The following is a 24,685-nucleotide window of genomic DNA, read 5'->3' as shown; positions in this document are numbered from 1 at the left end:
TTTTCCCTCCGAACTTTCGGAAATTTCCGAAAGTTTTAAATATGTGAAGCCTTAAAAACCTTTTCCCGAGATTACTATTATCACTGGAATCGAGGTGCTGGGCATGGGAATCGAGGAAGCCCGTCGAATAGTTATGGAACACTTCGCAAACGCCGCGAGAAGATTCGGCTTTAGTGAGCTTTATGGCTACATCTACGGTGCTCTCTTCCTGGCTAAGGAACCAATGAGCCTGAGTGAAATAGCCGAGAGGACGGGCTATTCGCTCTCTCACGTGAGTACTGCCCTGAAGTCTATGGAGAGCCTCGGCTTGGTGGTTAGAATCAAGAAGCCTGGCGATAAGAAGGCCTACTACAAAGCGACAAAGCTCCTCAAGGACTGGAGACAGGCTGCCTACTACAGCAGGATTCTTGAAGACATTCAGCAGATGAAGGAGAACCTCATGCGTGCTTTGGAGGAGCTTGAAGGTGAGACCGGCCCCGAGGCGGAGTTCATCAGGGAAAGCATCGAGTTAGCCATGAAGAGGAACGATCTTGCCGAAAGGATACTCCGCTTTCTCATGAACCACGACGATAAGGAGGTTCTTGAGAGGCTCCTTAAGTGCCTTGAGGGCGAAGAGAAGCGGTAGCTTTAAAACCAGCTGTTGGTAGTCAAATTGGGGTGGAGGAATGTCGCTGTCGTCGCTGCTGTGGGCATTCTGGTATATTCTTCCCGCTTACTTCGCCAATGCATCGCCCGTCCTGGTCGGTGGTGGAAGGCCGATAGACGGCGGCAGGTACTGGAAAGACGGGCGGAGGGTCTTTGGGGATGGTAAAACCTGGCGCGGCTTAATCGGAGGAGTTGCAATTGGAACTGCAGTTGGCGCTCTCCAGTACTTCATTACCCCTGAGTTCTACGGCTCACTTGGGAAGGCTCTTCTTCTTGCGTTCCTGCTGTCATTTGGTGCCCTCTTTGGCGACTTGGTCGGGAGCTTCTTCAAGAGGAGGATAGATCTTCCGCGTGGCTCTCCGGCGATAGGTCTCGACCAGCTCGGCTTCCTTATTTCAGCGCTGGCTTTTGCTTATCCGGTCAAAACACTCGATTCTGGTCAGATAATCTTCCTCCTCGTCGTCTCGCCCTTCGTTCACTGGGGGGCCAACTACTTCGCCTACAAAATGGGCTGGAAGAGCGTGCCGTGGTGATTTTTCTTTACCCACTATCATCCAGCAACCCTTTTTAACTTCCGTTTCCCAACTCCTTCGGTGGTGTAAAGATGAAGGTAAAGGTCAGGTACTTTGCCCGCTTCCGCTCCCTCGTTGGCACTGGCGAGGAGGAGCTGGAGGTTCCGGATGGGATAAAGGTCAGAGAACTTATCGATATCATCAAAGAAAGGCACCCAATTCTCAAAAACGAGGTCTTCGCGGAGGACGACGATTTGGCCGACGTCAACGTTTCGCGGAACGGGCGCTATGTGAGCTTCGACGAGGTTTTGAATGACGGTGACACGATAGCGCTGTTCCCCCCGGTAAGTGGTGGTTGATATGCTGAGCGAGAGGGAACTGGAGCGCTACGACAGACAGATCATGATTTTCGGAAAGGAAGGTCAGGAAAAGCTCAAGAACTCCAAGGTGGCTGTGGTAGGAGTAGGCGGTCTTGGAAGTCCGGTCGCCTACTACCTTGCTGCCGCTGGAATAGGGACGCTCCTCCTCATAGACGAGCAGACACCCGAGCTCAGCAACCTCAACAGGCAGGTACTCCACTGGGAGGAGGATTTGGATAAGAACTCCAAACCGATCTCCGCCAAATGGAAGCTGGAACGCTTCAACTCCGACATAAAAATCGAGACCTTCGTGGGACGTCTAAGTGAGGAGAACATCGATGAGATTCTCGAAGGCGTTGAGGTAATCGTTGACTGCCTCGACAACTTCGAGACGCGCTTCCTTCTCGATGACTATGCGCAGAGGAAGAAAATCCCCCTCGTCCATGGCGCGGTCGAAGGAACCTACGGTCAGGTGACGACGATAGTTCCGGGCTTCACCAAAAGCCTGCGCGAAATCTTTCCAAACGTAGGGAGAAAGAAGGAGAAGTTCCCGATTTTAGGAGCTACCGCGGGGGTCATCGGCACGCTTCAGGCAATGGAGGTCGTTAAGCTACTCACAGGCATCGGCGAGCCGCTATTGAACAAGCTTCTCATAGTTGATCTGGCCTTCAACACCTTTGATGTCGTGGAGCTTAAGTAGAGGGCTCCTTCACGCTTTTCTTTTCGTTGATGCTCTTTATCTCGATGACCTCGTTCCAGGATCCCTCCTGGGTTATCGTCATGGTGCCGAGCATTGGGTCGTCTATCACTGTCTTGGAACTAACGGTGTAGCTTATCTTTCCGCCAACAAGCTCTCCGTCCTTGAAGTAGAGTTCTAAAATGCCGTTGTCAACGCTTATCTCCGTGTCTGGAGTGGTTGCGAAGTACATCCTTGCCAGTGGCTCGAGATCGGAGCTTCTGAGGTAGTATATGAGCGTTAGAACGTCACCCTCTTCGCGTTCGTCGGGGTCTCTGGTTAGATACTTCCTGGCGAGGCTCACGAGATTGTATTCCCAGAGGAATTTGCTGGTGGTACTATCGTCCGTCTTTATCCATCCGGCAATCGTCCGGATGTATGTCACGTTGCCCACAATTACCTGTGAGAAGTTGGTGGAAGCCCCATCCGGCATGCTGACGGTGGTGGAATTTATCCACGCGCTCCACGATTCAAAGTCCATGTAACCTTCCTCGACTATGCTGAGGTTCACGTGGTCTTTCTGGGTGATTCCTTCCTGCTCCACTGTTACTACCATTGAAATCGTGGCGTTGCTCACGTAGGTAAACTGCTTTATCTCTGAGACTGCCTGTAGGAGCTCGAGAATGTCATACCTCTTCGAAGTTTCCGTTGAGGTTGGGGTTTCAGTGGGGGTGGTGGTTGTGGAGGTACTCGTGGTTGTTGGGCTCAACGTCTGAGTTTCAGATGGAAGGGACTCGCTCGATGTCGTGGTTGAGCCACTGGAGGATATGCAACCCGCCATGAGTCCAGTGAGCAAAATGAGGATAAGCACAAGCGCGTATTTTCTCATTCCATTCACCGACAACCCCTGAGCTTGAAACCACTTAAACCTTTTTATTAGCCCGACAGATTTAATTGGGTGAAGCTTTAAGTTCCATGGGGGATGGATATGAAGGTTAAGATTACTAAAGAACCCTTCGATCTCAATGAGGCGTTGAGTTATCTTCTCGTTCCAGAGGCCGGTGGCTACGTTTTCTTCTTGGGGAAGGTCAGGAACGAAAACCATGGCAGAAAAGTCAGAAAACTCATCTACGAGGCCTATGAAGAGATGGCCATTGAAGAGATGGAGAGGATACGGGGAGAAGCACTTGAAAAGTTTCCCATATTGGACATCCTGATATGGCACCGCTACGGCGAGCTCAACGTGGGCGAGGACACGATACTCATTATTGCCAGTGGCAAGCACAGGAAGGAGGCATTTGAGGCCTGTATGTGGGCAATCGACGAGGTCAAGAGGCGCGTCCCGGTTTGGAAACGTGAGGTGACTGATGAGGGTATCTTCTGGATTGAGGGTGATAAGCTTATACCTGACGAATGAACATTTATGTTCTCTCCATTTTTTGCTAACTATTATTAGTAGTATGCAAAATCGGAATAGAAAAAGTATATATACAATTTTGTCCCATTCTCGGTCGGTGGGGGTCAATGGAGAAGGTTGTATACAGTGTCGCTAATTCAGTTGATGTCGGAACGTCCACAAACATTGTCTCCGTTGGAAAGCCTCCATGGAGCAGTCAGTCCCATAGCGGGGAGCTGGAGAGACTCATCATCCAGCTCGGCGCTGGAAGTGGGAGGTTCTCTGAGATTACAGGTATCCCCCGTTCGATAGGCTGCATCGGTAACAACTCATTTCTGCTCCGGCGGGAACCCCTCAGCCCCGAGAGGGTGAGGGAAATAATAAAGGATTTCATGGATATCGGTGGAAAGGAGCTCTGGCTCACAAACTACGATCGCATCGAATACCTCACCAGCATCGCTGCATATGCCGTTGAGATAGGCGTCCCCGAGGTGTACGCCGTCGTTAAGCTCGAGGACCTCGAATCAGTTCATCCAGTTGAGGGGGTTCGTTTCATAGCCGAACTAGAATACTCCAAAGAGAACATTCAGAAGCTTGGGGCTCAGGACTGGCTCCACGGAGCTCTCGTAATGGCCACCGCGAAGCAGTACGATGAACTCAAGGGTCTCAAAATCAGCTTCCGCGGGGAAATTTACGTTGATATACTCTACCCTGGCTCCGCCAGGAAGCTCGACTTTAACGTCATAGAGATGAAGAGGGTTCTTAATCAGAGCGCCGAGACGTATCATGACTGCCTTGCAGGAACCCTTGCAATAACCGCCGAGGGATATGCTCTTCCGTGCCCGCTCCTCAGAAATTACATCGTGGCTGACGTTAAGGAGGTCGGACTGAGGAAGGCCCTCAGGAAGAAGCGCCTCAAGGAGTTCTGGAAGATGACGAAGGATAAGATAGAGGCCTGCAGCACCTGTCCCTTCAAGTACATCTGCCACGACTGCAGGGCTCTGGAATATCAGGCAACCGGGGAGATAAAGGGGATCGAGTACTGCCTTATAAACCGCTAAAACTCCAGTATGGAGCGATAGCCGCTCCCATCTTTTTTAATCATCTGGGAGAACCTCTGGAATTTGCGGTTTTTGTTGAAATCCACCAGCAGATCGAAGTATTCTATGGCGACCTTCTCTACATAGGTGCTGAACTCGAAGAGCTTTGTTCCAAGGTCTTCCTTTGAGTTGAAGAACCACTCGAGGATGTATTTATTGCCATCAAGAACCCCGACCATTATCTCGTAGTCTTTGAAGTATTCAAGGACGGCCTCGTCGAGCCGGGAGGTTATTCCCAGGACTCCCCTGTCGTGAGCGTCCATGTCTATAGTAGCGATGAAGCCCCTCAGTATGCCGTCCTCCCTCAGCTTGTTTATCATATACCTAATCGTCGGCCTAGTCTTTCCAAGCATCCGGGATATTTCCTTCATTGGTGTTCTGGCGTCCCACTTCAATATGTCCATGAGCACGGCGTAGTCGTAGCTGTACTTCCACTCTCCGAACTCTCTCCTCTTCTTCTTCGGAGGATACCTTGTGACCTCGTAGTACTCGTAGTCCTCGGAGTACTTGGAGAGCATCTCGTCGATGTATTTAACCTGCTCTTTGGGTATGTGGAGGATCGAGCTTATCCCGTTTTTAAAACCAAACATCGCGGTCTGGTCAATCATAAATGGATTCTGTTGTATTCGAGCCGCTACAGAGCGGAGTTCGCTCCTGGGAACAGAGAGAAAAGCGATGTAACTCCTCAGGCCAACTTTCTCTATTCGGTACATGGCGTTGACCTGAACATATTCACCATAGTACTTATCGTACAAGCGCTTGAGCCGGTAGTAATCAATACCCTCGAGCTCGGCAATCTTTCGGAGGCTTTCGGTAGGGTATTTGTTCAGAAGCTCGACGAGGAATTCTATCTCCTCCATGTTGAGTTCGCTCATTTGACCTCACGGAAAAGGTTATATCGTTCCTGATATTAAATCCTTCCGGTGATGACTATGGTGAAGATAGAGGTTGTGGACATCGAGAAGCCGGAGGGCGTTGAGGTAATAATCGGGCAGGGCAACTTTTCCATATTCACGGTTGATGACCTCGCAAAGACACTTCTCACAACTGTCCCGGGTATAAAGTTTGGTGTGGCCATGAATGAGGCAAAACCCCAGCTTACGCGCTTCACCGGCAACGATGAGGAGCTTGAGAAGCTTGCCGCCAAGAACGCAGTGAAGATAGGAGCCGGCCACGTCTTTGTGATTCTCATGAAGAACGCCTTCCCGATAAACGTCCTCAACGCCGTCAAGAACCACCCTGCCGTTGCCATGGTCTACGGTGCCAGCGAGAACCCGTTCCAGGTTATCGTTGCCGAGACCGATCTTGGAAGGTCTGTACTTGGCGTCGTTGACGGCAAAGCGGCAAACAAGATAGAGACCGAGGAACAGAAAGCTGAGAGGCGTGAACTCGTCGAGAAGATTGGTTACAAAATAGACTGAAAGTTTTTTATCGTCTTTTCTTCCCTATCCTCCGGTGGTTATATGAGGCTGGCGTTCATCACTTCTAACCCGGGGAAGGTTGAGGAAGCGCGAAAGTACTTTGAACCCTTGGGCGTTGAAGTTTATCAGCTCAAGGTTGAGTATCCAGAGATACAGGCAGATACGCTCGAAGAAGTTGCCCTCTTCGGCTTGGAGTGGCTGAGCAGGAAAATCGATGAACCGTTTTTCCTCGACGATTCTGGTCTCTTCGTTGAAGCTCTGAAGGGATTCCCTGGTGTTTACTCTGCCTACGTCTACAAGACCCTCGGCGTTGACGGCCTTCTGAAGCTCATGGAGGGCGTTGAGAACAGGAGGGCGTACTTCAAGAGTGTCATAGCTTACTGGGACGGCGAAGCTCACATCTTTACCGGTATTGTGGAAGGCGAGATAATCCACGAGAAGCGCGGAAACATGGGCTTCGGCTTCGACCCGGTATTCAAGCCTTCGGGTTTCGACAGAACTTTTGCCGAAATGACAACCACCGAAAAGAACAAAATATCACACAGAGGTCTGGCTCTTAAAGCTTTTTCAGAGTGGCTAAAGGAAAACCTTAAATAAGCTCATCCTCCCAAAAATTATGATTGCAGTTGTACAAGTGACGAAGGGGGTCGCGATGGTAACTTCACTCGATGCCACTGATATGAAGCTGTTGAAGGAACTTAAGGAAAACGCCAGGGAGAACATAGCCTCGCTCAGTAAGAAGCTGGGCATCCCGAGGACCACCGTCCACTACCGCATCAAAAAGCTCGTTGAGGAGGGCGTGATCGAGAAGTTCACTGTTAAGCCAAACTACAAGAAGCTCAACCTTGGCACTACCGCTTTCATACTTGCCAGATACGAGCCAGATTCCGGCCTGAGCCAGCGGGAGGTCGCTGAAAGAATAGCCGCCCTCGAAGGGGTTTACGAGGTCCACATCATAGCAGGCGAGTGGGATCTCCTCATAAAGGTGCGCGCCCCCTCATCGGAGGAGGTTGGCAAGATAGTCGTTGATAGGCTCAGAGAAATCAAGGGCGTCGGCCAGACTGTAACTATGGTGTCATTCGTCACCGTGAAGGAGGAGCTGTAAAGCTTTGGGGCGATGATTGGCGTTCTCCTTTCTGATTTTATGATGATGCGAGGTTTACTGAGCCCACTACCGTGGCGCCCTACATAACGCAGCACTCGTAGATTATCTCAACTTCCCTCACAGTTTTTGCCCATTCTATAACTTTTCTTGGTGGGTTCGTCAGTCTGTCAACGCCCGCTAAGACGGCCCCCTTATCAAAATCAAGGCGCCATTTCCCAAGCGGCCTCATGCAGCCTATGCTGAGCTCGCCATCAAACTTTTCCCTGGCGTACCTGACAACGTTGAGGCTCTCCTCCACGCTTGGCTTTTGAAGGCTCTCCATCTCAGTGCCGGCTGTTGGAATGAGCACGTCAAGGACGAGCACGTCTATTGGGTACTGAAGGAGCATGTCTATTGCCTTGTACTCCCAGTGAATCCTGCCGAAGTCAAGGCCGATTGTTATGTGGGGTGCGACCCTAACACCGGCTTCGGTGAGCAGATCGAGGATTCTGAGATAGTCTTTGACGGTCTTGTTTATCTTGTACACGCGCTTTATCACGTCGTTATCGCCGACGAAGTCGAGGGAAACGACGTCAACGTATTTGACCCACTCCAAATCGCTCTCGTCTATGAACCCAACGTGGGCGTTGAGCTTTAAGCTCGTCCCCCTCTTTATTTTCCTCAGCTCGTCTGCGTACTTATCCAGTGGTACCTTCAACCTGGAATCCATGCCACCGCTGAGGAGGCAGCCGGTATAGCCTTCCTTTTCCAGATTCATACAGTAGTTGAGGAGCTCCCTTCGCGTGGGTTTTCTCATCCTCTCCAGGTAGTGCCTCCCACAGTGGGCGCAATTGAGGGCACAGTAGTTGCCCGTGAGCGAGATTGAGGGAAATTTGATGCCAGGGATGTAGATTTTGAGTTTTTTGGGCATTCAGTTCCCTCCCTGAGGGGTGTAGGTGGCAGAGTCTACTCGGAGAGTTTGATAGTCATTCTTCATCGGTTGAGGCCTCCTAGGATGAGCACACCCTGCTGGTTCTTGCGAGTTCAAAAAACGTTGAAGCCGAAGTTAAAAACTCTTGCTGGCCAATAATGTGGAAAAGAAAGAGAAGGGCTCAGAAGAACGGGTTCCTGAACTTCCTGCCCGGATAGTGCGCGATGCCCTCGAGCTCCTCCTCAATGCGGATGAGCTGGTTGTACTTGGCGTTCCTGTCACTCCTTGCCGGGGCACCGGTCTTTATCTGGCCGGCGTTGAGTGCAACCGCAAGGTCTGCTATGGTGGCATCCTCGGTCTCTCCGCTCCTGTGGGAGACGACGACGCCGTAGCCAGCCCTAAAGGCTGTGTATGCGGCATCTATGGCCTCGCTCAGCGTTCCAATCTGGTTGACCTTGAGGAGAAGTGCGTTGGCGGCACCCATCTCGATGCCCTTCCTTATCCTCTTCGGGTTGGTGACGAAGAGGTCGTCGCCGACTATCTGTATCTTGCCGCCGAGCTCCCTGGTGATGAGCTTGAAGCCCTCCCAGTCCTCCTCCTGAAACGGGTCCTCGATGGAGACTATCGGATAAGCCGAGACAAGCTCCTTGTAGAGGTCAACGAGCTCTTCCCTCGTGTACTCCTTGCCGGCAACGACGTACTTGCCGATGTCCGGGTGGTAGAACTCGCTGGAGGCTGCATCAATAGCGAGGGCAATCTCGTCGCCCGGCTTGTAGCCGGCCTCCTCAATGGCCTTGATGAGGGTCTCGAGTGGCTCGGTGACCTCTTTCATTGGCGGTGCGAAGCCACCCTCGTCTCCTACGTTTATTGCGTCCTTGCCGTACTTTTCAGCAATGACTTTCTTAAGAACGTGGTAGGTCTCGCTCACCCACCTTATAGCTTCTCTGAAGGAGTCAGCACCAACGGGCATTATCATGAACTCCTGAAAGTCAAGCTCGTTGCCGGCGTGAACACCGCCGTTGATGACGTTGCTCATCGGAACGGGCATGACGTAGGCGTTGGTCCCCCCGATGTACTGATAGAGCGGAAGTCCGAGGGCGTTGGCGGCAGCCTTTGCAACGGCCAGGGAAACGCCGAGGATAGCGTTTGCACCGAGGTTGCTCTTGTTCTCGGTGCCGTCGAGCTCGAGCATCAGGGTGTCAATGTCCCTCTGCCAGGTTACGTCCATGCCGATGAGCTCGGGCGCGATTATCTTGTTGACGTTCTCAACAGCCCTTCTAACACCTTTTCCGTGGTAGCGCTTTCCTCCGTCGCGGAGCTCAAGGGCCTCGTGGGTTCCAGTGCTCGCTCCGCTCGGAACCGCTGCCCTCCCCATGCTTATCGGCGTGTAGACCTCGACCTCGACAGTCGGGTTCCCTCTGCTGTCAAGTATCTCCCTGGCAACGACCGCGGTTATCTCAAAGGGGTTCTCCATCTCAATCACCTCGGGTGATATTCTTCAAGCAGCATATAAAGCTTTTAGTCTCTCTGGGCTTGTTGTGGGGTTTTTGGCTGTTATTATAACGAGGTTGTTGCCATGTTTTGCAGAACAAAAAAAGTCAAAATTTTTTAAATTATTTTATGCATTTAACCTATTGAGGATGGTATTAATGGATATAGATGATACAAATAGAGATTTAAACTGTATAAAGTCTGAAATAGCTGGTTTTCCAAAGTTTTTCGTGATACACGAGAGCTCGGGATACGTGGTGGAGGTAGAGCCCGAAACCTACTCCGGCCTTCAGAAAATCAAAGAAGGGGAAGGGAACAAACTAACCTCGGAAGAGCGAGCAAAACTTAGGGAACTTCAGAACTATTTGAACCAGCTCCCGCCCCTAAACCTTGAATACAACGAAGATTACGGTTTCCTCCTTGGGGGGAGCATCAACGTTTCCCAGGCCTGTAATTTCTCCTGCGTTTACTGCTACGCAAATAAAGGAACCTATACCCTCGAAAAGCCAAAACTTATGGATAAAGAGACAATCCGAAAGGCCATAGACTTCCTATTTGAAAAATCTCCCTATGGAGTGAGCATAGTCTTCTTTGGAGGGGAACCCCTACTAAACTTTCCTGCAATAAAAGAAGGCGTCCTCTATGCAGAGCAGAAGGCCAGGGAAACAAAGAAACCCGTCTTTTTCAACGTTACAACCAACGGATACCTTCTCACCCCAGAGGTGGCTGAATTCGTACTAAACCACCCCTTCAACGTGATAGTGAGCATGGATGGACCTAAAGAAATCCACGACCATAACAGACCCTTTGCGGACAACTCCCCCACCTACAATGTTGTAGCTAAAAACCTCAAGCACCTCGTTGAAGAAGCTAAAAAAAGAGGAAAGCTCCACAAGATTTCTGTGAGAGCAACTGTTCTCCCGGAACAGCTTAATAGAGTTTATGACATCTACCACCACATCAAGACAGAATTTGGAGTCCTCAACGTCGGGGTTGAATTAGCCACCCTCTCGGACAGCGTAGTAACCAAGGGACACATTGATACTTACCTGGAAAGGAGATAACCTGAATTCTTCTAACATTTTTATTTTTGTCTGCGCTGTAATCGGGAGACAGGTGATGGAATATGGATATAGTAAAGCGCTATACCTTACTTTACATCTTCATGAATACAGGCTTCATTGGGAACCTCCTCATCGTCTACTACCTCTCAAAGGGCCTTACATATGCCCAGATAGGCATCGCGACATCGATACTGACTGTGGGATTCTTCCTGTTTGAGGTCCCGACAGGTGTGGTCGCGGACAAGATGAGCAGGAAGCTCAGCGTTCTGGTGGGCTTTGCGATAAATATAACGGCCATGATATTCCTGATATTCCTTAGGGGATTCCCTATGTTACTCATTTATGCCATTGTTGCTTCGTTCGGCGCAACGTTCGTGAGCGGAAGCCTCCAAGCGTGGCTCTTTGACAACCTCAAACACCTTGGGATGGAAAGAGAATACCGGAGCCTAATGAGGGACATTAAAACCCTTACGATTCCACTCTCGGCACTAGCCATAGCGATCGGAGGAATCCTCGCCCAGCTCTACGGCTTCTGGCTTCCCCTTCTTCTTACGTTAATCCTTGAAATAGCTACCCTTATCGTGGCCTACACGATTCCAGAATATGAATTCAAAAAACCAGAGCGCTCATACCTCTCACACACTCTCCATTCATTCAAGGACATCCTCCAGCCCCAGCTCTTCTGGCTGGTGGTTCTCTCGATAACCGTCGTCATGGCCACGAACCAGTTCCGGAAGTTCTTCGAGCCCTACCTCGGTGAGATACTCGCAAAAAGCCTTGGAACGACCTTAATGGGAACCCTTGGACTCCTTGGAATTGTTGAATCCATCGTGAAGATTATCCCAAGGCTCATAGGCGTTCGCTTAAGGGACTCGTGGAGCGTTAAGGCCTACTCCCTTGCCCCGGTTGTCATTCCAGTATTGACGGCATTGTCGGTCGTTTACCAGAATCCGCTTTGGATTATTGCCATTGGGATTTTCGTTACGGTGATTCACACGGCCTTCTCCTTTAACCTTGGGATAGAGATCCAGTACAGGATTCCGAGCGAGAAGAGGGCCACCATACTGTCCGTTTACTCCATGGTCTCGGCACTGGTCATGAGCGTTTTCTACTTCATCTACGGGTTTGCCGTTGATTGGCTTGGGCTTGGGGGGGCGAGACTGGTGTTTGCCATAGCGTTGCTGGTTGCTGGAATCTTCCTGAAGGCCGGTGAAATCGTGGGGCCCCTCGGGGAGACCCTACGGCTCAGGCACGCGGAGGCTATCCCAAATGAGCGGTAGGCCGTATCCTAAACAATACAATGGCAAATTTGGGAATTGGATGGCCTTTGACTTTTCTTTTCTCAAGCCTCGCCCTTAGCCGGGAGGAGGTCAGTTCAAGCTGGATTGAAGCGATGGGAAGGGGTATATATTTCCTCTCCTTATTTCCTACGGTGGAGATCATGAAGAGGGTTATGGTGCTGATTGTGTTTTTGATGTTCGCTCTAACACCCCTGTCCGAGGCCTGCATGAGCCCCACCGATGTCTATGCGGTCGAGGTCGTTCTGAACAAGCCAGGGATAATTTACAAGCCGTATCCCGCTTTCAATGCTCTTCACAACGCAATAGTCGAGAATGATACCTTCATCTTTCGCTCCCACTACGACAAAAGGCTTGTAGTTGTACTGTGGAACGCCAGCGACGGTCCCCACCTGAGGATAGAGATTCCGGCAGAGTGGAGAGAGACTGGGTTGACTAAAACAGCCTTCAACGCCTCGCTCCTGATAACAACTGACGCACTTGAAAAGTTGAAGGCTGATGGATGGAAAACGAGGGACAATCTAACTTTTACCAGGGACAACGTCACGATAACCCTGACGCCGGTGGCTGGGGAAGAGTGCACTTTGGATGGGGACTGCGCTACTGGCGGCTGCTCCGGGGAAGTATGCGCTCCAAGGGAAGAGGCCACCAGGATAGTAACCCCTTGCGTCTATCGCGAGTGGTACACCTGCCTTGGCCTGACGAGCTGCGGCTGCGTAAACGGGATCTGCACCTGGAAGCCAAACGATGCCTTTGAGTCCTGCCTGAGGGAGCACGGGATTGATCCTGAGAAAGTTATCCGGGCGGGTCTCGTGAGGGTGGAGGTTGAAGCTTACAACATGGAGCCTGGAGAGGTTGAGGCTGCCGTTAAGGACTTTCTCTCGGCCTTTGGTGTTGACTGCAACCCGGCGTTGACCTTCGTGGAACCCATGAGTGGAAGGCTCGTTCCTGTGGTTGATTCCTCCGAGGTGAACTTCTCGGAGGCGGTAAAAGTCGAGCTCGAGTGGCTGAGGGATGTCGGGGTGCTCCAAATAAGCGACGAAGACATCGAAGCGATAGCTAAAGTTGCCGGGCCTGGAAAGGCGGGACCTAACTCCCACATCGGCTGGTACGAGACAAAAGACGGCACTTATGCGTGGATACCCTACGAGGAGAGCCTTAATCCAATGCTGGTCAGGTGCACCACCGATGAGGTGCCCACCTACAACCTCCCGAACGGAACTGCCTATGTTGGCCCAACAGTAACCCAGTCCCCATCCACAGATGCCACCACGTCGACGGAGAGTTCACCAAATGGTGGAATATGCGGTCCTGCCTTAGTCGTTGGGCTGTCGCTGTTTGCCTTCCTGCGGAGGAGGTGAACTTTTAAACCTCTCTCTCCAACTTTTCACCATGGACTGGAAAAGAGGGCTTCGCGAAGAGGGTTTTCTCGAGCTGGACGGCTTTAGGGTGGAGCTTACCTTAGACGACACTTTCATGGACTTGGACTACATACCGAGGATAATCGTCTACGACTATGAGAACGAGAAATGGCATGTTCTGAGAAACGCCGTACCGAAGGGAAGGACACTCGAGGAGAACTGGGACAACGCAGTGAGGGTTTTTGAGCGGATAGTCAGAGGTGAAGAGGAGCCACAGTTTGGTGAGAGGGGTGTTAAGGAGAGGTTTTTAAAGGATTTGAAATTCCTGGGGGTGTAAGGTTGCCTTTCTAACGTTCGTTTGAATCTTCATTAGAACTTCCTCTGCCTTTTAGAAAAAAGCTCAAAAATTGTTAAAAATCCAAAGGGGGCCTGCAGATTTTCTGATTGAGTGCCCATTTTTGAGGGAAAATTCTAAATACATTTAGATGGAGTAGTAACCGGTGATGGGTATGAGCGATCACATCGATGTCGCCAGGTATATCGACCATACGAATCTCAAACCTTACGCTACCGCTGATGACATAATCAAGCTCTGTGATGAGGCCAAGCGCTACAACTTCTACGCCGTCTGCGTCAATCCCTACCGCGTCAAACTCGCCAAGGAGCAGCTCAAAGGCTCGAACGTAAAAGTGGCCACTGTCATAGGATTTCCACTCGGTGCAACTCCCACAGAAGTTAAGGTCTTCGAGGCGAAGAAAGCACTTGAAGACGGCGCTGATGAGCTGGATATGGTGATAAACATCGGCGCGCTGAAGGACGGCGATTATGAGTACGTTAGGCGAGACATAGAGGAGGTCGTTAAGGTCGCCCATGAAAAGGGGGCAATAGTCAAGGTCATTATCGAGACCTGCTATCTAACGGAGGAGGAGAAAATCAAGGCCTGCGAGCTGGCTAAGGAGGCTGGAGCGGACTTTGTGAAGACCTCGACCGGCTTCGGAACCGGTGGCGCAACAGTCGAGGACGTCAGGCTGATGAGAAAGGTCGTTGGTCCAGACATGGGTGTCAAAGCATCTGGAGGAGTCAGGACATACGAGCAGGCAATGGCTATGATAGAGGCTGGCGCGACGAGGATAGGGACCTCGAGTGGCGTGAAGATTGTGGAGGGGGCGATGGATGCGGGAGATTAAGGACATCCTTGATCGGGCCATTCAGGAGCTCAGGGTGGAGGGTCTTGAGCCGGACATCCTCCTCGTTGGTCCAGGTTTCTTGGAGTACACCATCCAGGTGCTTAGGGAGTGCAAGCTTAAGATATACAAGATTGATGAGCTCGGCTACGACGCGGTGGTTGCTGACTCCAAGTACCTCGGCCAGATAAAGCGCGCCTCCAGAAGGATTTCTGTCGAGCCTCTCCTCAAGGAAAGTGAAATGTGGGAAGAAATAAAGAAGCTGGACGTTTAGATGAGGTCCTCGACCTCGGGATACCTCTTCTTTATCGCCTGTGCTAGCCCGGTGCCGACTAAAACACCTGTGACCGCCTGGACGATGTTGGGTGGGACTTCCTGGGCCGCCGCCGGAATTCCAAACATGTACGCCTCGAACAGGAAGTAGCCGGTTATCATTATTACTCCGCCGACTATTCCGGCTATGATGAGCGTCGAGACATTGTCGCTTCTCCTTGCCAGATAACCAACAGCGAGGCCTTCCAGTCCCTTGACGACGAGCGTTATTGGCGCCCATCCAGGATATCCTGCTATAACATCGCCAAGGGCAGAGCCGACACCACCTGCGAAGACACCAATAACGGGTCCGAAGACCATAGCTGTGAACATCACCATCGTGTCGCCGAAGTTGAGGTAGCCGCCGGTCGCCGGAATAGTTATCGTGACGAATGCAGTGGTGACACCCACTACGGCCGCCATCATTGCAGATATTGCCATAACATTGGCGCTTCTGAACTTCTCTCTGTTGGCCCAGAGGTAGGCGAGGTAGACTATGATCGCCCCTCCAAGTACATAGGGCACGTAGGGTTTTAGCATTTCAGTTAGATCTCCCATGTTCACCACCTGAAGAATTTCAAGTTTCAACTTTAAAAAACTTGGCCCAGGAAAAGCGAGAAGAAAAGAATGGATCACTGGAGAGCGGCCTTGAGGCTCTCCTCGAATATTTCCATAGCCACGTCGATCTCTTCCTTGCTGATGGTCAGTGGTGGGATGAACCTTATGCTGTTGTCGCCGCAGCCGAGGAGTATAAGGCCGCGCTTGACGGCTTCCTTGACGATTTCGTTCCTGAGCTCTGGGTGCTTCTCCTTGGTGTCCTTGCTCTTGACAATCTCAACGGCTTGAGCCAGTCCAAGACCTCTGGCATCTCCGATGACCTCGTACTTCTCCTCAAGCTCCTTGAGGCGCTTGTGGAGGTAGTCACCGACATCCTGGACGTGCGGCAGGAGCTCCTTGACGATCTCTACGACCTCTATTCCAGCCGCTATTGCCACTGGATTGCCGCCGAAGGTCGAAGCGTGCCTGCCCGGCTTGTCGAACGCTATGTCGGCCCTGTGGACGACACCGGCGAGCGGAATGCCGCCACCTATGGCCTTACCGAACTGGATGGTGTCCGGGGCAATGCCAAAGTGCTCAATGGCCCAGAACTTGCCCGTTCTGCCAACACCCATCTGAACCTCGTCATCCGCGAGGAGTATTCCGTAGTTGTCCGCTAACTTCTTCAGCTCCTTAAAGAAGTTCTTCGGTGGAACGACGTATCCACCCTCACCCTGTATCGGCTCGAAGACTATGGCACCAACCTCTTCGGGCGGAACGTGGCGGAAGACGTACTCTTCGATGAACTCAATGACCCTGTTAACGAGCTCGTCCGGCTCGGCGTAGCCATCAATGTGCCAGGGGTTCCTGTAGGGGTTAGGATAGGGAATGTGCTCGACGCCCGGCATGGTCGGGAAGAAGCGCTCCTGCTGGACCCACTTGCTCGCGGTGAGGCTGAGAACGGCCTGGGTCCTGCCGTGGAAGGCGTGGTAGAAGGCTATGAACCTCTTCCTGCCGGTGCCGTACTTGACGAGCTTCATCATGGCCTCGTTGGCCTCGGCACCGCTGTTCTGGTAAACGACCTTCTTCGGGAAGTCGCCTGGAGCCAGCTCTGCAAGCTTGTTGGCTAGTATTATGGCGTTCTCGTAGAAGAAGTCGTTCAGCGCGAAGTGAGTGAACTTCTCAGCCTGCTTTTTGACGGCCTCAACGACCCTCGGGTGGGCGTGGCCGACGTTGAGAACACCGACACCGCTTCCGAAGTCGTAGAAGACGTTTCCGTCGACGTCGTAGACGAGTATGCCATCACCGTGGTCGATGACTATGGGGAGGGTATCGGGATCCTGGGTGGTAACTGCCAGAGCCTCGAAGTTCTTCTTTATTATCTCCTGAGCCTTCGGCCCGGGAAGCTCCTTAACGTTTGGCCTAACCACCATTGTGCATCACCGATGGGAAAAGGAACTCCTCCTATATAATTCTATGTTCATCAATGAACACTTTTGGTCGAAAAATCTTCGGGAGAACGCCGAAAAGCGTGAGCCCGTAAAGACCATCACCCGTGGGGACGCAAAGTTAATAAACTTATAAGAGTTTCGATTTTCGGTATTGTGGTGGTGAAGTTTTACTGGAGCATCAAACGGAAGGAGCGAAAGAGAGGGGGATTTTGGTAAAGCCTTTCTGGCTAGTTCCATCGCCTCGATAATGGTGATTGTTGCCATGGGGGTTCTTATGGGTGAGCGGGATTTAATAGCCGCCCTTGACATGGCAGTTGAGGTAATCCCGTTCATGGCTTTGTGGGATTTTGTCTTAATATCGCTCTTTGACAGGGGTTTTCTCTTTGACGAAGAAGATAAAAGCAGTTCGGCCTTTCCTTATGATGTGTCAGAGACGGCTGAAAGCAAGAAATGAAAAGAGATGACTCTGAAGCTCACTCCCCGTTCTTCTCGCCCCACTCCTCGAGGAGCTCCTTCGCTGAGTTGGCAGCGATGGCACCCTGACCGACTGCAACGGCTATCTGCTTGAAGACGTTGGTGATGTCTCCAGCAGCGAAGATGCCCTTGACCTTGGTGCGCATGTGCATATCAACCGGAATGTAACCGTACTCGTCGGTTATGCCGAGGTGCTTGACGAAGTCCGTCTTCGGCTCGTATCCTATGAAGATGAAGACGCCGTCAACGGCCATCTCCGTCTCCTCGCCGGTCTTGACGTTCTTGAGCTTCACCGCCTCGACTTTGTTGGTTCCCTTAATCTCGGTGACGACGGTGTTGAGTATCATCGGAATTCCGCTGGCCTTGAACCTGTCCTGGAGTATCTTGTCGGCCCTGAACTGGTCACGCCTGTGGACGAGGGTGACATCGACGCCTATGCTTTTGAGGTAGAGGGCCTCCTGAAGGGCGGTGTTTCCGCCTCCAACAACTATGACCTTCTTGCCTTTGAAGAGCGGGCCGTCGCAGGTGGCGCAGTAGCTGACTCCCCTGCCTGTGAACTCGGCCTCGCCTGGAACGTTGAGCTTCCTTGGGGCGGCGCCGACGGCTATGATTATGGTCTTGCCCTTGTACTCCTTGCCGTTCTTCGTTCTGACGACGAACTTGCACGGGCCCTCGTAATAGGCGCACTCGGTCGGGTCGATCCTCTCGACCTCGTCAAAGACGATGTCAACGCCAAGCTTTTTGACGTGCTCGTGCATCCGGGTGGTGAGCTCCGAGCCGCTGATGCCCTCCGGGAAGCCGGGGTAGTTCTCTATGAGGTCCGTCAGTGCCATGTTTCCGCCGAGGTCCTTGCTGATTATCAGGGTCTCCAGTCCGAAGCGTGCCGCGTATATCGCTGCGGTGAAGCCAGCCGGTCCCGCGCCTATGATGAGCACGTCCCAGGCCTTCTTCTCGTACTCGCCTCCGCGTGAAAATCCTCCCAGACTAAACATCTCTCCCACCTCCAGGATTTTCTAACATGGGCTATTTAAAAGCATTATTGCCCACAAATGTGTAAATATATTCACACGACGACCTCCACCTCGACCTCTCCATCAGGTACCCTTTCCCTGGTTTGACCCTTAAAGTTGTCCTGTCGTGGATGTCGCTTCCAAGGGGAACGTCGAGAGTGAGCTCTATGATGTACTCACGTGTCCTTCTAAGAAGACACTCTTTCCAAGGAGCTTCTTGAACTCCCTCGGATCGATAACGTTCTTGTTGGAAATTGTCATAAGCTTTTTCCTCATGAACTCCTGCTGAATTCAGTGCTTTCCCTTGTTTCAGCAAGCTTCTCAGTAATCTAGGGCTTTCCCTCTTCAGCTTCACCCTCGCTCCCCTGTACTTCTGAACGGTGACGTAGAGCCTTCCGGAAAAGCACCACTCGATTAGTCAATCCTTGCATGGGCGAACTCTGTCCCCTTTAAGGCCTCCAGCGATTGCTTGTCGATCTCGAACCTGTAGGACGGAATTATGGGTATCAGCAGGATGTTCTCGAGCTCTGGCTCCATGGGGAGATACGCTGGAACTTCTATTAAAGTCTCTTCGCTCTTATTCATGATCAGGGAGAACATCTCCGGCTTCAGTTCTATTCTGTCTGTTTCTAATTCCTCACTCTGAGTGAACTTCCTGTCGATATGGTAATGCCTACTCCTCCCGGAGCTAGACCAGTACCCCCTAAGGGGGAGTCTTCCCTTAACGAGCCTCATTCTCCTGGGGAAAACCAGCTCGTTTCCCTCGATCCTTACCTCTCCCCTGAACCTCTCGGCTTTCTGCCTAGCACTCTCTCGCTGGCGATGGCCCCAGAGGATGATCGCCAAGATAATGAACAAGATAAAAGAAGAAAAAGAAAACTCCCGGATCCATAGTACCACCGACGAATGTTGCCTCATGGAACGATAAACCTTTCCCTCACACCAGCGAGACGTCCCTGTCGAGTATTAAGTGGAGTGTGTAGCCGCTGAAGGCCGCAAAGCCGAGGAAGACGGATTCTTCAAATGACAGTCCAATACCAAAGTTTCCGAGTGTGAATGCGAGCAGACCGTAAACGAAGGCAAATAGCAGGGAGTGAATTATGCCCCTGTGCTTCGGCATTATGGCCGTGAAGCCATACCATGCTATGACTCCTGCTATGGCCCCAATAATCCATGCGAGGGTGATGTTCTTCCACTCAGTCCCGATGTTTACAATGTCTACGCTCCTGAGGTAGACGACGCTGCCGACTGCAACTGAGACTAGCGGCTTCGTTCCGCGGTGGATGAGGGCGTTGGGATGATCCATGTCCGGCAGGTCGCTTCCCAAAACGTAGAGGGCGTAACCGAGCACCATTGCCATTGTGCTGAGCTCAACCGGAAGACCAAAGTTTTTGAGGATGGAAGCCACCGCGATAGCCAGGGGATACGTTATTATCCCGGCTAGCACGTGCTCCTCGTAGTTCATTCTGTCTCCTCCCTATTCGAAGCCTCCTCGAGGAACTTTCTGACGTAGTCTGGAATCTTGTAGTTGCCTTTTGGATCACCGACGAGGAAGCCGAGCCTTATTAGCTCGTTGAGCTGATCGTAGACCTGTATTCCGGGCCTCTTGACGTGTTTCGCGACCTGTATGTAGCTGATCGGTCCGCCGTTGAACTCGAAGACTATAGCTTCGACGAGGTCCTTGTAGTCCTTCGGGATCCTCGTGAGGTATTCCTCAAGGCTCTTGGGCTCCTCGAGGATAGTCGTGACCACGTAGTCGTCTATCGGATCGAACTTGTGCTTGGCAGCTTCGCTCAGAACGTAGTGAAGTAAGCGAAGAATCTGTCTCGGGTTGCCCTTTCCGAGCTCGTGGATGAGCTTTATGGCCTCCTCCGTGAACGGATAAAGCGGGTCGTCGGTGTCCCTTGTCCTGACCATGTTGAGCCTCTTCTTGACGAGCTCGTAAGCCTCGTCGAGGCTCATCGGCCTCAGCTTGAACTCATAATGCAGGCGCATGAAGAATGCGGGAAATATCTTGCTGTATTCTTCGTAGGCCTCGGGCACACAGGCAAAGGCCACTATACAACCCTTGGGCATGTTGCTTATGAAGTGTCTCAACATCTCGAAGAACTGTATCTTCTCCTGCTCACTCGCGGTCTGCATGTTCTCGAGCTCGTCGAGGAGAAGGGCACAGTAGGGGTACTTGCTCATCTGCTCCGTCAAAAGCTCGGCTATGTCCCTGCTCTTGTATTCCTTGGTATCGCTTAGCATCTTTTCCAGTCTGTCAATAAAGCCAAGCTTTTTGCTCAGGTTCTCAAGGAAGATATTCGTCCTGCTCTTTGGCGGCTTCAGTGCGTAGAATATGTCGCGCGTAAGTTTGAGGATGTCATTGGTATCAACCTTGACGTAGATGGCTTTTCCTTTATTTTCTTCAATGGCCTTTGCTATAGTTTTCAGCCTCTGGGTTTTGCCCATTCCGAGGGGACCGACTATGGAGAGGGCTATGGAGCTTTTATTTCCTATGACCTCGGAGAGTATCATCTGCAGGCGCATGTCGATTTCCTGATAGACGTGAATGCCCTCGACGTCGGCTATTCCCTCACTTGCGAGCTGCTCGAAGGGGTTCCGAGAAAGGCCATAAACCTCGTATGACTGGTAGGGGTAAAGCTTAAGGCCGCCGGTTTCCATTTTAACTCACCGCATAGTTTAGGATTGTAAAATATAAAAGCTTGTCCATCGGTGAGCAAAAATGACAGTTCTGATCGTTACGGCACCTCAGGGCCGTGAGGGGGATGCAATCCTCGAGCTGGAATGGGCGCTGGAGAAGGTTAAGGTCAAGGGAACGGACTGGAAGGGTGTTCTCCTGGCCGAGACACCTCTGTCCCGTGAAGAAGTCCTTGAAAGGCTTAAGCGCTTCGAAACGCAGACAATACAGAGGGTCATCCCGCTGGAACTTCTTGTTCCTGCCAGAATGGAGGAGATAGAGGAAGCTGCCCTTAAGCTTGCAGAAAAAATCGATGGAACCTTCGCCGTTCGGGCAAAGGTTAGGGGAAACAGGACACTCAAGGCGAGGGAGCTTGAGATTGACCTCGGCTCTCTAATCGTCGAGCGCTACGGACTCAAAGTGGATCTGAGCGAGCCGGAGTACACCCTAGTCGTCGAGGTTATTGGGAAGAAGGCTGGAGTGGGGGTTCTCAAGCCCGATGAGATGCTCAGGTTCGAGGTTAAGGACTAGTGGAAACCTAAAATACGATTAAAGACCAATTCATAACATGGACTACCGACACGTCTCGTATATGGTGATTCTGCTCGTCATAGTCTCTTCGCTTCTGATACTTGTAAAGCCCTACCTTGGGCGTGGAGGGGGTGAGACCATCTCGGGCAAAGTCGTTCTACTCCCGGAGCCCAGATTAACAGGCGAGATGAGCCTTGAAGAGGCCATAGCGATGAGAAAGAGTGTACGCTCCTATAGGAACGAGCCTCTAACCCTAGAACAGCTCTCTCAGCTTCTCTGGGCTGCTCAGGGTATAACGCACGAGAACAAACGAAGTGCCCCAAGCGCTGGAGCCACCTATCCCTTTGAGGTCTATATTGTCGTTGGAAACGTCGAGGGCCTTAAGCCGGGTATCTACCACTACGATCCCTTTAAGCACAGCCTGACGCTGGTAAAGGAGGGCGACTACAGGAGGGCACTGCAGAAGGCCGCCCTCGACCAGAAGTGGGTCGGAAACGCTTCTGTTGACATAGTCCTCGTGGCCTTCTATGGGAGAACGACCTCCTATTACGGCGACAGGGGAATAAGGTATGTCCACATGGAGGCCGGACACATCGGGCAGAACATATACCTTCAGGCCACCGCCCTCGGACTTGGAACCGTCGCTGTTGGGGCCTTCTATGATGATCAGATAGCCGAAATACTTGGGACAGAAGGTGTTCCTCTTTACATTTTTCCAGTGGGTGTTCCAGGATGATAGACCACCACACGCTCGGCTATCTTACCTTTGCCCTCATAAGCTTGACGATGCTCAGTGGAGCTTTCATTTTCCTCTTGGAACGAAAGAACTTCTGGATCAAGGTTCACGTAGTCCTCAGCGTCGTGACGTACCTTATTATAGTCATTCTCATATGGTTTGTGAGGTGAACTCAAGATTTTTAGTCCTATGAGAGTAGTGTTATTGTGATTGACCATGTATGACGTTGACGAGATAATTGAGACCCTCCAAAAATTGAACTACGAGGAGGTTCTGGCTTACTGGATAGAAAGTGAAAAGGAGGAGGCAAAATTTTACAAAGAACTAGCAAAAAGAGCCTGGGACCTTGGACTCGGTGAGGGGCTTGTGAAGACTTTTGAGAAGCTTGCTGAGGATTCCCTGGAACACGCAAAAGACCTAGAGGGACAGTTCAGAGTAAAGTACGGCAGAAAGCCGAGGAGTGAAGTTCCACCGCTTGAAGTTCTGCCCCTTCTCGATAAGTTTGAGAGAGCTGACCAGCTCGAGGAAATACTCAAGGCTGCGATGGAGAGCGAGCTGATAGCCCACGAGTCCTACAAGCTCCTAGCTGAAAGGGTTAGGGATGAAGAGCTAAAGAAACTCTATGCAAAGCTGGCCGAAGTAGAGTGGGGCCACTACGAGCTTCTCAAAAAGAGGTACGAAGAACTGAAAGTCAGAGCCATCTAACGTCAAAATATAGTAGAAAATCCTTCTTATATTTTTAGATGTCCGTTGTTGTTCCGTTTTTTGTCTTCAAATGCCTTGTTATAGGTAGCTGTGTCAAAGCGTTCATAAAAGATCGCGGCGTATGTTCCATAAGTGATGTTTTCATTCTCCTGCTCTACTGAGAAGCTCTACTAAATGTCGTTAATCCTCCATAAATGACTACTCTTACTAGAACAGAATAAAAGAGGTATGAAGGAATAACTTCACACTCGTCTTCGGACTTCCGTACTGCCTTCACTTTTTGGCCTCTTTCCCTGCTTCCTTTTTCTCCATGGCTTTCTTGGCAGCTGCAGCTGCCTTCGCTTTCTTTTGCTCCTCCAGTTTCTTCTTTATCTCTTCAACCTTTTCGGGCTTGAGCGGGATGAACTTGTCGTCGTAGTTGTTGTAGCTTGCCAGCAGGAACTCATCGCTCATCTGGAGGGCTGCGGTCGGACAAACGTCAACACACTGCGAGCAGTAGACACATCTAGCGGTCCACAGAGCGACCTTCCTTATCTCAGGTAGGAAGACGAAGACGCCGGCTGGACAGACTGTGACGCACATCCTGCAGCCGACACACTTGTCCACGTTGTACTTCAGCTGGCCCCTGAAGTTATCTGGAACCGGCACTGGTTCAGTCGCAGGAAAGAGGTTGGTGGCAGGCTTTTTGAACATGTTTCTGAGCACGGTGGGGATGAGTGGGGAGAGCCTCACATTATCACCTCCATGGCGATAAGGAGTGTGCCGATGAGCGAAGCTAAGAAGACGTTCTTCCAGAGGAAGTCAACCGCCTGCGTTATTTTGAGTCTGCCTGTAGTGGCCCTGAAGACACTCTGCACAGCAAAGAGCAGTATGAATACCTTGAGTGTATGGAAGAGCAGGTTTACGACGTTTGCTGGAAGTCCGGTGAGGTTGAAGTAATCTGCTATTCCCCAGGGGAAGAATATTGCTACGACGAGCGATGCTGCTATGTAAGTTTTCAGTGCCTTCGTGAGCTTTAACAGGGCCAGGTAGCGCCCGCTGTACTCGGCGAGCAGTCCCTCGGCTATCTCCTCCTCTGCATCGGGTATGTTGAAATATCCGACTTCTATTTCACTTGCCAGCCAAATGACGAAGACGTAAAGGAGGATTACGGCACCTATAAGGCTGAGCGGGGTACCTATTTCCCAAATGTTGTACTGGTAGAAGACCTCCATGCTGAATGGCTTGTTGACTCCGAGTTTTCCAAGACGCCATATTATAGCGAATAGGGCCAGCATCATGGCAGGCTCTCTGGAAACCATTATTGCTGCTTCCCTTGCAGCTCCTATCTTTGCGTAGGGGCTTCCTGAGCTTATGCCACCGAGTATCTTGAAGAAGCCAATGAGGGTGAGGAGATATATGAAAACGATGACGTCTCCCTTGCTCGCGAGTAGTGGAGCAAAGCCCATCGGGGTGTAAGCGAGGAGTGCTATGGCCGTTGCCAGGGCGAGTACAGGTGCGGCTCTAAACATAAAGTTAGCCGTGTTGGGGATTATTGTTTCCTTGCTCGCTAGCTTGAAGAAGTCATAGAGGGGCTGGAGAAGCGGCGGTCCTACCCTTCTCTGCATCCTTGCGACGAGCTTTCTGTCTATACCTTCCCAGACGAGCGATGCCAGTGAGACGAAAGCGTAAAGGCCTATTAAACCTGCTACCGGATAAATGATGTTCGCCATTACGTCCATCCC

33 protein-coding genes are annotated in these 24,685 nt (G+C 51.4%); 20 read left to right on the top strand and 13 right to left on the bottom strand.

The window, feature by feature from the left end:
- Positions 1-103: 103 nt before the first annotated feature.
- From TON_RS08295 to TON_RS08280, 4 genes are all read left to right on the top strand, one after another.
- Positions 104-625: a GbsR/MarR family transcriptional regulator gene (locus TON_RS08295; RefSeq protein ID WP_012572587.1), complete on the top strand. Its 522-nt coding sequence runs from the start codon at positions 104-106 to the stop codon at positions 623-625.
- Positions 626-665: 40 nt separating this feature from the next.
- Positions 666-1,178 carry a CDP-2,3-bis-(O-geranylgeranyl)-sn-glycerol synthase gene (locus TON_RS08290; protein ID WP_012572586.1) on the top strand — a complete coding sequence of 171 codons (513 nt, stop codon included), beginning with the start codon at positions 666-668 and terminating at the stop codon, positions 1,176-1,178.
- 71 nt (positions 1,179-1,249) lie between these two features.
- Positions 1,250-1,516: a ubiquitin-like small modifier protein 1 gene (locus tag TON_RS08285; RefSeq protein ID WP_012572585.1), complete on the top strand. Its 267-nt coding sequence runs from the start codon at positions 1,250-1,252 to the stop codon at positions 1,514-1,516.
- 1 nt (position 1,517) lies between these two features.
- Positions 1,518-2,216 (top strand): ThiF family adenylyltransferase, encoded by a 699-nt coding sequence (locus tag TON_RS08280; protein WP_012572584.1) that lies wholly within the window; start codon positions 1,518-1,520, stop codon positions 2,214-2,216.
- On the opposite strand, the gene TON_RS08275 is transcribed toward TON_RS08280, so the two are convergent.
- Positions 2,209-3,081 carry a hypothetical protein gene (locus tag TON_RS08275; RefSeq protein ID WP_012572583.1) on the bottom strand — a complete coding sequence of 291 codons (873 nt, stop codon included), beginning with the start codon at positions 3,079-3,081 and terminating at the stop codon, positions 2,209-2,211. The genes TON_RS08280 and TON_RS08275 overlap by 8 nt on opposite strands.
- Before the next feature lie 99 nt (positions 3,082-3,180).
- On the opposite strand from TON_RS08275, the gene TON_RS08270 reads away from it, so the two are divergent.
- Entirely contained in the window at positions 3,181-3,609 is a 429-nt protein-coding gene (locus TON_RS08270) for a molybdenum cofactor biosynthesis protein MoaE (protein WP_012572582.1), read from the top strand.
- 107 nt (positions 3,610-3,716) lie between these two features.
- Positions 3,717-4,649, top strand: coding sequence for an SPASM domain-containing protein (locus TON_RS08265; RefSeq protein ID WP_012572581.1), 933 nt, complete (start codon positions 3,717-3,719; stop codon positions 4,647-4,649).
- Here TON_RS08265 and TON_RS08260 read toward each other — a convergent pair.
- Complete coding sequence (locus TON_RS08260; RefSeq protein WP_012572580.1) at positions 4,646-5,563, bottom strand: Lrp/AsnC family transcriptional regulator; 918 nt, start codon at positions 5,561-5,563, stop codon at positions 4,646-4,648. The genes TON_RS08265 and TON_RS08260 overlap by 4 nt on opposite strands.
- 57 nt (positions 5,564-5,620) lie before the next feature.
- On the opposite strand from TON_RS08260, the gene TON_RS08255 reads away from it, so the two are divergent.
- From TON_RS08255 to TON_RS08245, 3 genes are read left to right on the top strand one after another with little or no spacing between them, the layout of a single operon-like run.
- Complete coding sequence (locus TON_RS08255) at positions 5,621-6,109, top strand: adenosine-specific kinase (RefSeq protein WP_012572579.1); 489 nt, start codon at positions 5,621-5,623, stop codon at positions 6,107-6,109.
- A gap of 42 nt (positions 6,110-6,151) precedes the next feature.
- A complete protein-coding gene (locus TON_RS08250) occupies positions 6,152-6,706 on the top strand; it encodes an XTP/dITP diphosphatase (protein WP_012572578.1) in 555 nt (184 codons plus the stop codon).
- Positions 6,707-6,761: 55 nt separating this feature from the next.
- Positions 6,762-7,214: an Lrp/AsnC family transcriptional regulator gene (locus tag TON_RS08245; protein ID WP_012572577.1), complete on the top strand. Its 453-nt coding sequence runs from the start codon at positions 6,762-6,764 to the stop codon at positions 7,212-7,214.
- A gap of 79 nt (positions 7,215-7,293) precedes the next feature.
- Here TON_RS08245 and TON_RS08240 read toward each other — a convergent pair whose 3' ends face one another.
- Entirely contained in the window at positions 7,294-8,124 is an 831-nt protein-coding gene (locus tag TON_RS08240) for a radical SAM protein (protein ID WP_012572576.1), read from the bottom strand.
- 181 nt (positions 8,125-8,305) lie between these two features.
- A complete protein-coding gene (eno, locus tag TON_RS08235; protein WP_012572575.1) occupies positions 8,306-9,598 on the bottom strand; it encodes a phosphopyruvate hydratase in 1,293 nt (430 codons plus the stop codon).
- 166 nt (positions 9,599-9,764) lie between these two features.
- On the opposite strand from eno, the gene TON_RS10145 reads away from it, so the two are divergent.
- The 6 genes from TON_RS10145 (at position 9,765) to TON_RS08205 (ending at position 14,796) form a co-directional block, all read left to right on the top strand.
- On the top strand, positions 9,765-10,679 hold the full coding sequence (locus TON_RS10145; RefSeq protein ID WP_083757806.1) for a radical SAM protein: 915 nt from the start codon (positions 9,765-9,767) through the stop codon (positions 10,677-10,679).
- Between the two features lie 62 nt (positions 10,680-10,741).
- Positions 10,742-11,959: an MFS transporter gene (locus TON_RS08225; protein ID WP_012572573.1), complete on the top strand. Its 1,218-nt coding sequence runs from the start codon at positions 10,742-10,744 to the stop codon at positions 11,957-11,959.
- A 161-nt stretch (positions 11,960-12,120) separates the two neighbouring features.
- Positions 12,121-13,338, top strand: coding sequence for a CGP-CTERM-anchored Cys-rich protein (locus TON_RS08220; protein ID WP_012572572.1), 1,218 nt, complete (start codon positions 12,121-12,123; stop codon positions 13,336-13,338).
- A 31-nt stretch (positions 13,339-13,369) separates the two neighbouring features.
- The gene (locus tag TON_RS08215) at positions 13,370-13,675 is read left to right on the top strand and encodes a hypothetical protein (protein WP_012572571.1); all 306 of its coding nucleotides are present in this window, start codon (positions 13,370-13,372) and stop codon (positions 13,673-13,675) included.
- Between the two features lie 172 nt (positions 13,676-13,847).
- Complete coding sequence (deoC, locus tag TON_RS08210) at positions 13,848-14,525, top strand: deoxyribose-phosphate aldolase (protein WP_048055106.1); 678 nt, start codon at positions 13,848-13,850, stop codon at positions 14,523-14,525.
- On the top strand, positions 14,512-14,796 hold the full coding sequence (locus TON_RS08205; protein ID WP_012572569.1) for a family 4B encapsulin nanocompartment shell protein: 285 nt from the start codon (positions 14,512-14,514) through the stop codon (positions 14,794-14,796). The genes deoC and TON_RS08205 overlap by 14 nt, the downstream gene beginning before the upstream one ends.
- Here TON_RS08205 and TON_RS08200 read toward each other — a convergent pair.
- A complete protein-coding gene (locus TON_RS08200) occupies positions 14,793-15,392 on the bottom strand; it encodes an ECF transporter S component (RefSeq protein ID WP_012572568.1) in 600 nt (199 codons plus the stop codon). The two genes, TON_RS08205 and TON_RS08200, sit on opposite strands and share 4 nt — an antisense overlap.
- Positions 15,393-15,466: 74 nt before the next feature.
- Positions 15,467-16,804 (bottom strand): ornithine aminotransferase, encoded by a 1,338-nt coding sequence (locus TON_RS08195; protein WP_012572567.1) that lies wholly within the window; start codon positions 16,802-16,804, stop codon positions 15,467-15,469.
- 265 nt (positions 16,805-17,069) lie between these two features.
- Between TON_RS08195 and TON_RS08190 the strand changes: the two genes are divergently transcribed.
- Complete coding sequence (locus tag TON_RS08190; RefSeq protein ID WP_148202383.1) at positions 17,070-17,276, top strand: hypothetical protein; 207 nt, start codon at positions 17,070-17,072, stop codon at positions 17,274-17,276.
- Between the two features lie 19 nt (positions 17,277-17,295).
- Here TON_RS08190 and trxB read toward each other — a convergent pair whose 3' ends face one another.
- From trxB to TON_RS08170, 5 genes are read right to left on the bottom strand one after another with little or no spacing between them, the layout of a single operon-like run.
- Positions 17,296-18,288 (bottom strand): thioredoxin-disulfide reductase, encoded by a 993-nt coding sequence (gene trxB, locus TON_RS08185; RefSeq protein ID WP_012572565.1) that lies wholly within the window; start codon positions 18,286-18,288, stop codon positions 17,296-17,298.
- A 31-nt stretch (positions 18,289-18,319) separates the two neighbouring features.
- Entirely contained in the window at positions 18,320-18,661 is a 342-nt protein-coding gene (locus TON_RS10385) for a hypothetical protein (RefSeq protein WP_148202382.1), read from the bottom strand.
- A gap of 59 nt (positions 18,662-18,720) precedes the next feature.
- Positions 18,721-19,206 (bottom strand): hypothetical protein, encoded by a 486-nt coding sequence (locus TON_RS08180; protein WP_148202381.1) that lies wholly within the window; start codon positions 19,204-19,206, stop codon positions 18,721-18,723.
- 37 nt (positions 19,207-19,243) lie between these two features.
- Positions 19,244-19,771: a metal-dependent hydrolase gene (locus tag TON_RS08175; protein WP_012572563.1), complete on the bottom strand. Its 528-nt coding sequence runs from the start codon at positions 19,769-19,771 to the stop codon at positions 19,244-19,246.
- On the bottom strand, positions 19,768-20,973 hold the full coding sequence (locus TON_RS08170; RefSeq protein WP_012572562.1) for an AAA family ATPase: 1,206 nt from the start codon (positions 20,971-20,973) through the stop codon (positions 19,768-19,770). The genes TON_RS08175 and TON_RS08170 overlap by 4 nt, the downstream gene beginning before the upstream one ends.
- A gap of 61 nt (positions 20,974-21,034) precedes the next feature.
- On the opposite strand from TON_RS08170, the gene TON_RS08165 reads away from it, so the two are divergent.
- The 4 genes from TON_RS08165 to TON_RS08150 are packed head-to-tail and all read left to right on the top strand — an operon-like array spanning position 21,035 to position 22,961.
- Positions 21,035-21,520: a THUMP domain-containing protein gene (locus TON_RS08165; RefSeq protein WP_012572561.1), complete on the top strand. Its 486-nt coding sequence runs from the start codon at positions 21,035-21,037 to the stop codon at positions 21,518-21,520.
- Positions 21,521-21,557: 37 nt separating this feature from the next.
- Positions 21,558-22,256: a SagB/ThcOx family dehydrogenase gene (locus tag TON_RS08160; protein WP_012572560.1), complete on the top strand. Its 699-nt coding sequence runs from the start codon at positions 21,558-21,560 to the stop codon at positions 22,254-22,256.
- Entirely contained in the window at positions 22,253-22,426 is a 174-nt protein-coding gene (locus TON_RS10490; protein ID WP_012572559.1) for a hypothetical protein, read from the top strand. The genes TON_RS08160 and TON_RS10490 overlap by 4 nt, the downstream gene beginning before the upstream one ends.
- A gap of 46 nt (positions 22,427-22,472) precedes the next feature.
- The gene (locus TON_RS08150; protein ID WP_012572558.1) at positions 22,473-22,961 is read left to right on the top strand and encodes a ferritin-like domain-containing protein; all 489 of its coding nucleotides are present in this window, start codon (positions 22,473-22,475) and stop codon (positions 22,959-22,961) included.
- A gap of 273 nt (positions 22,962-23,234) precedes the next feature.
- On the opposite strand, the gene TON_RS08145 is transcribed toward TON_RS08150, so the two are convergent.
- Positions 23,235-23,693, bottom strand: a complete 459-nt coding sequence (locus TON_RS08145) for a 4Fe-4S dicluster domain-containing protein (protein WP_012572557.1) — start codon at positions 23,691-23,693, stop codon at positions 23,235-23,237.
- Complete coding sequence (locus TON_RS08140) at positions 23,690-24,682, bottom strand: respiratory chain complex I subunit 1 family protein (protein WP_012572556.1); 993 nt, start codon at positions 24,680-24,682, stop codon at positions 23,690-23,692. Before TON_RS08140 ends, TON_RS08145 begins: the two co-directional genes overlap by 4 nt.
- Positions 24,683-24,685: the final 3 nt, after the last annotated feature.

The sequence above is a fragment of the Thermococcus onnurineus NA1 genome (genome assembly GCF_000018365.1).
Lineage (GTDB): Archaea > Methanobacteriota_B > Thermococci > Thermococcales > Thermococcaceae > Thermococcus > Thermococcus onnurineus.
The sequence above is the reverse complement of the archived record's forward strand: the minus strand, read 5'-3'. Positions and strand labels throughout refer to the sequence as shown.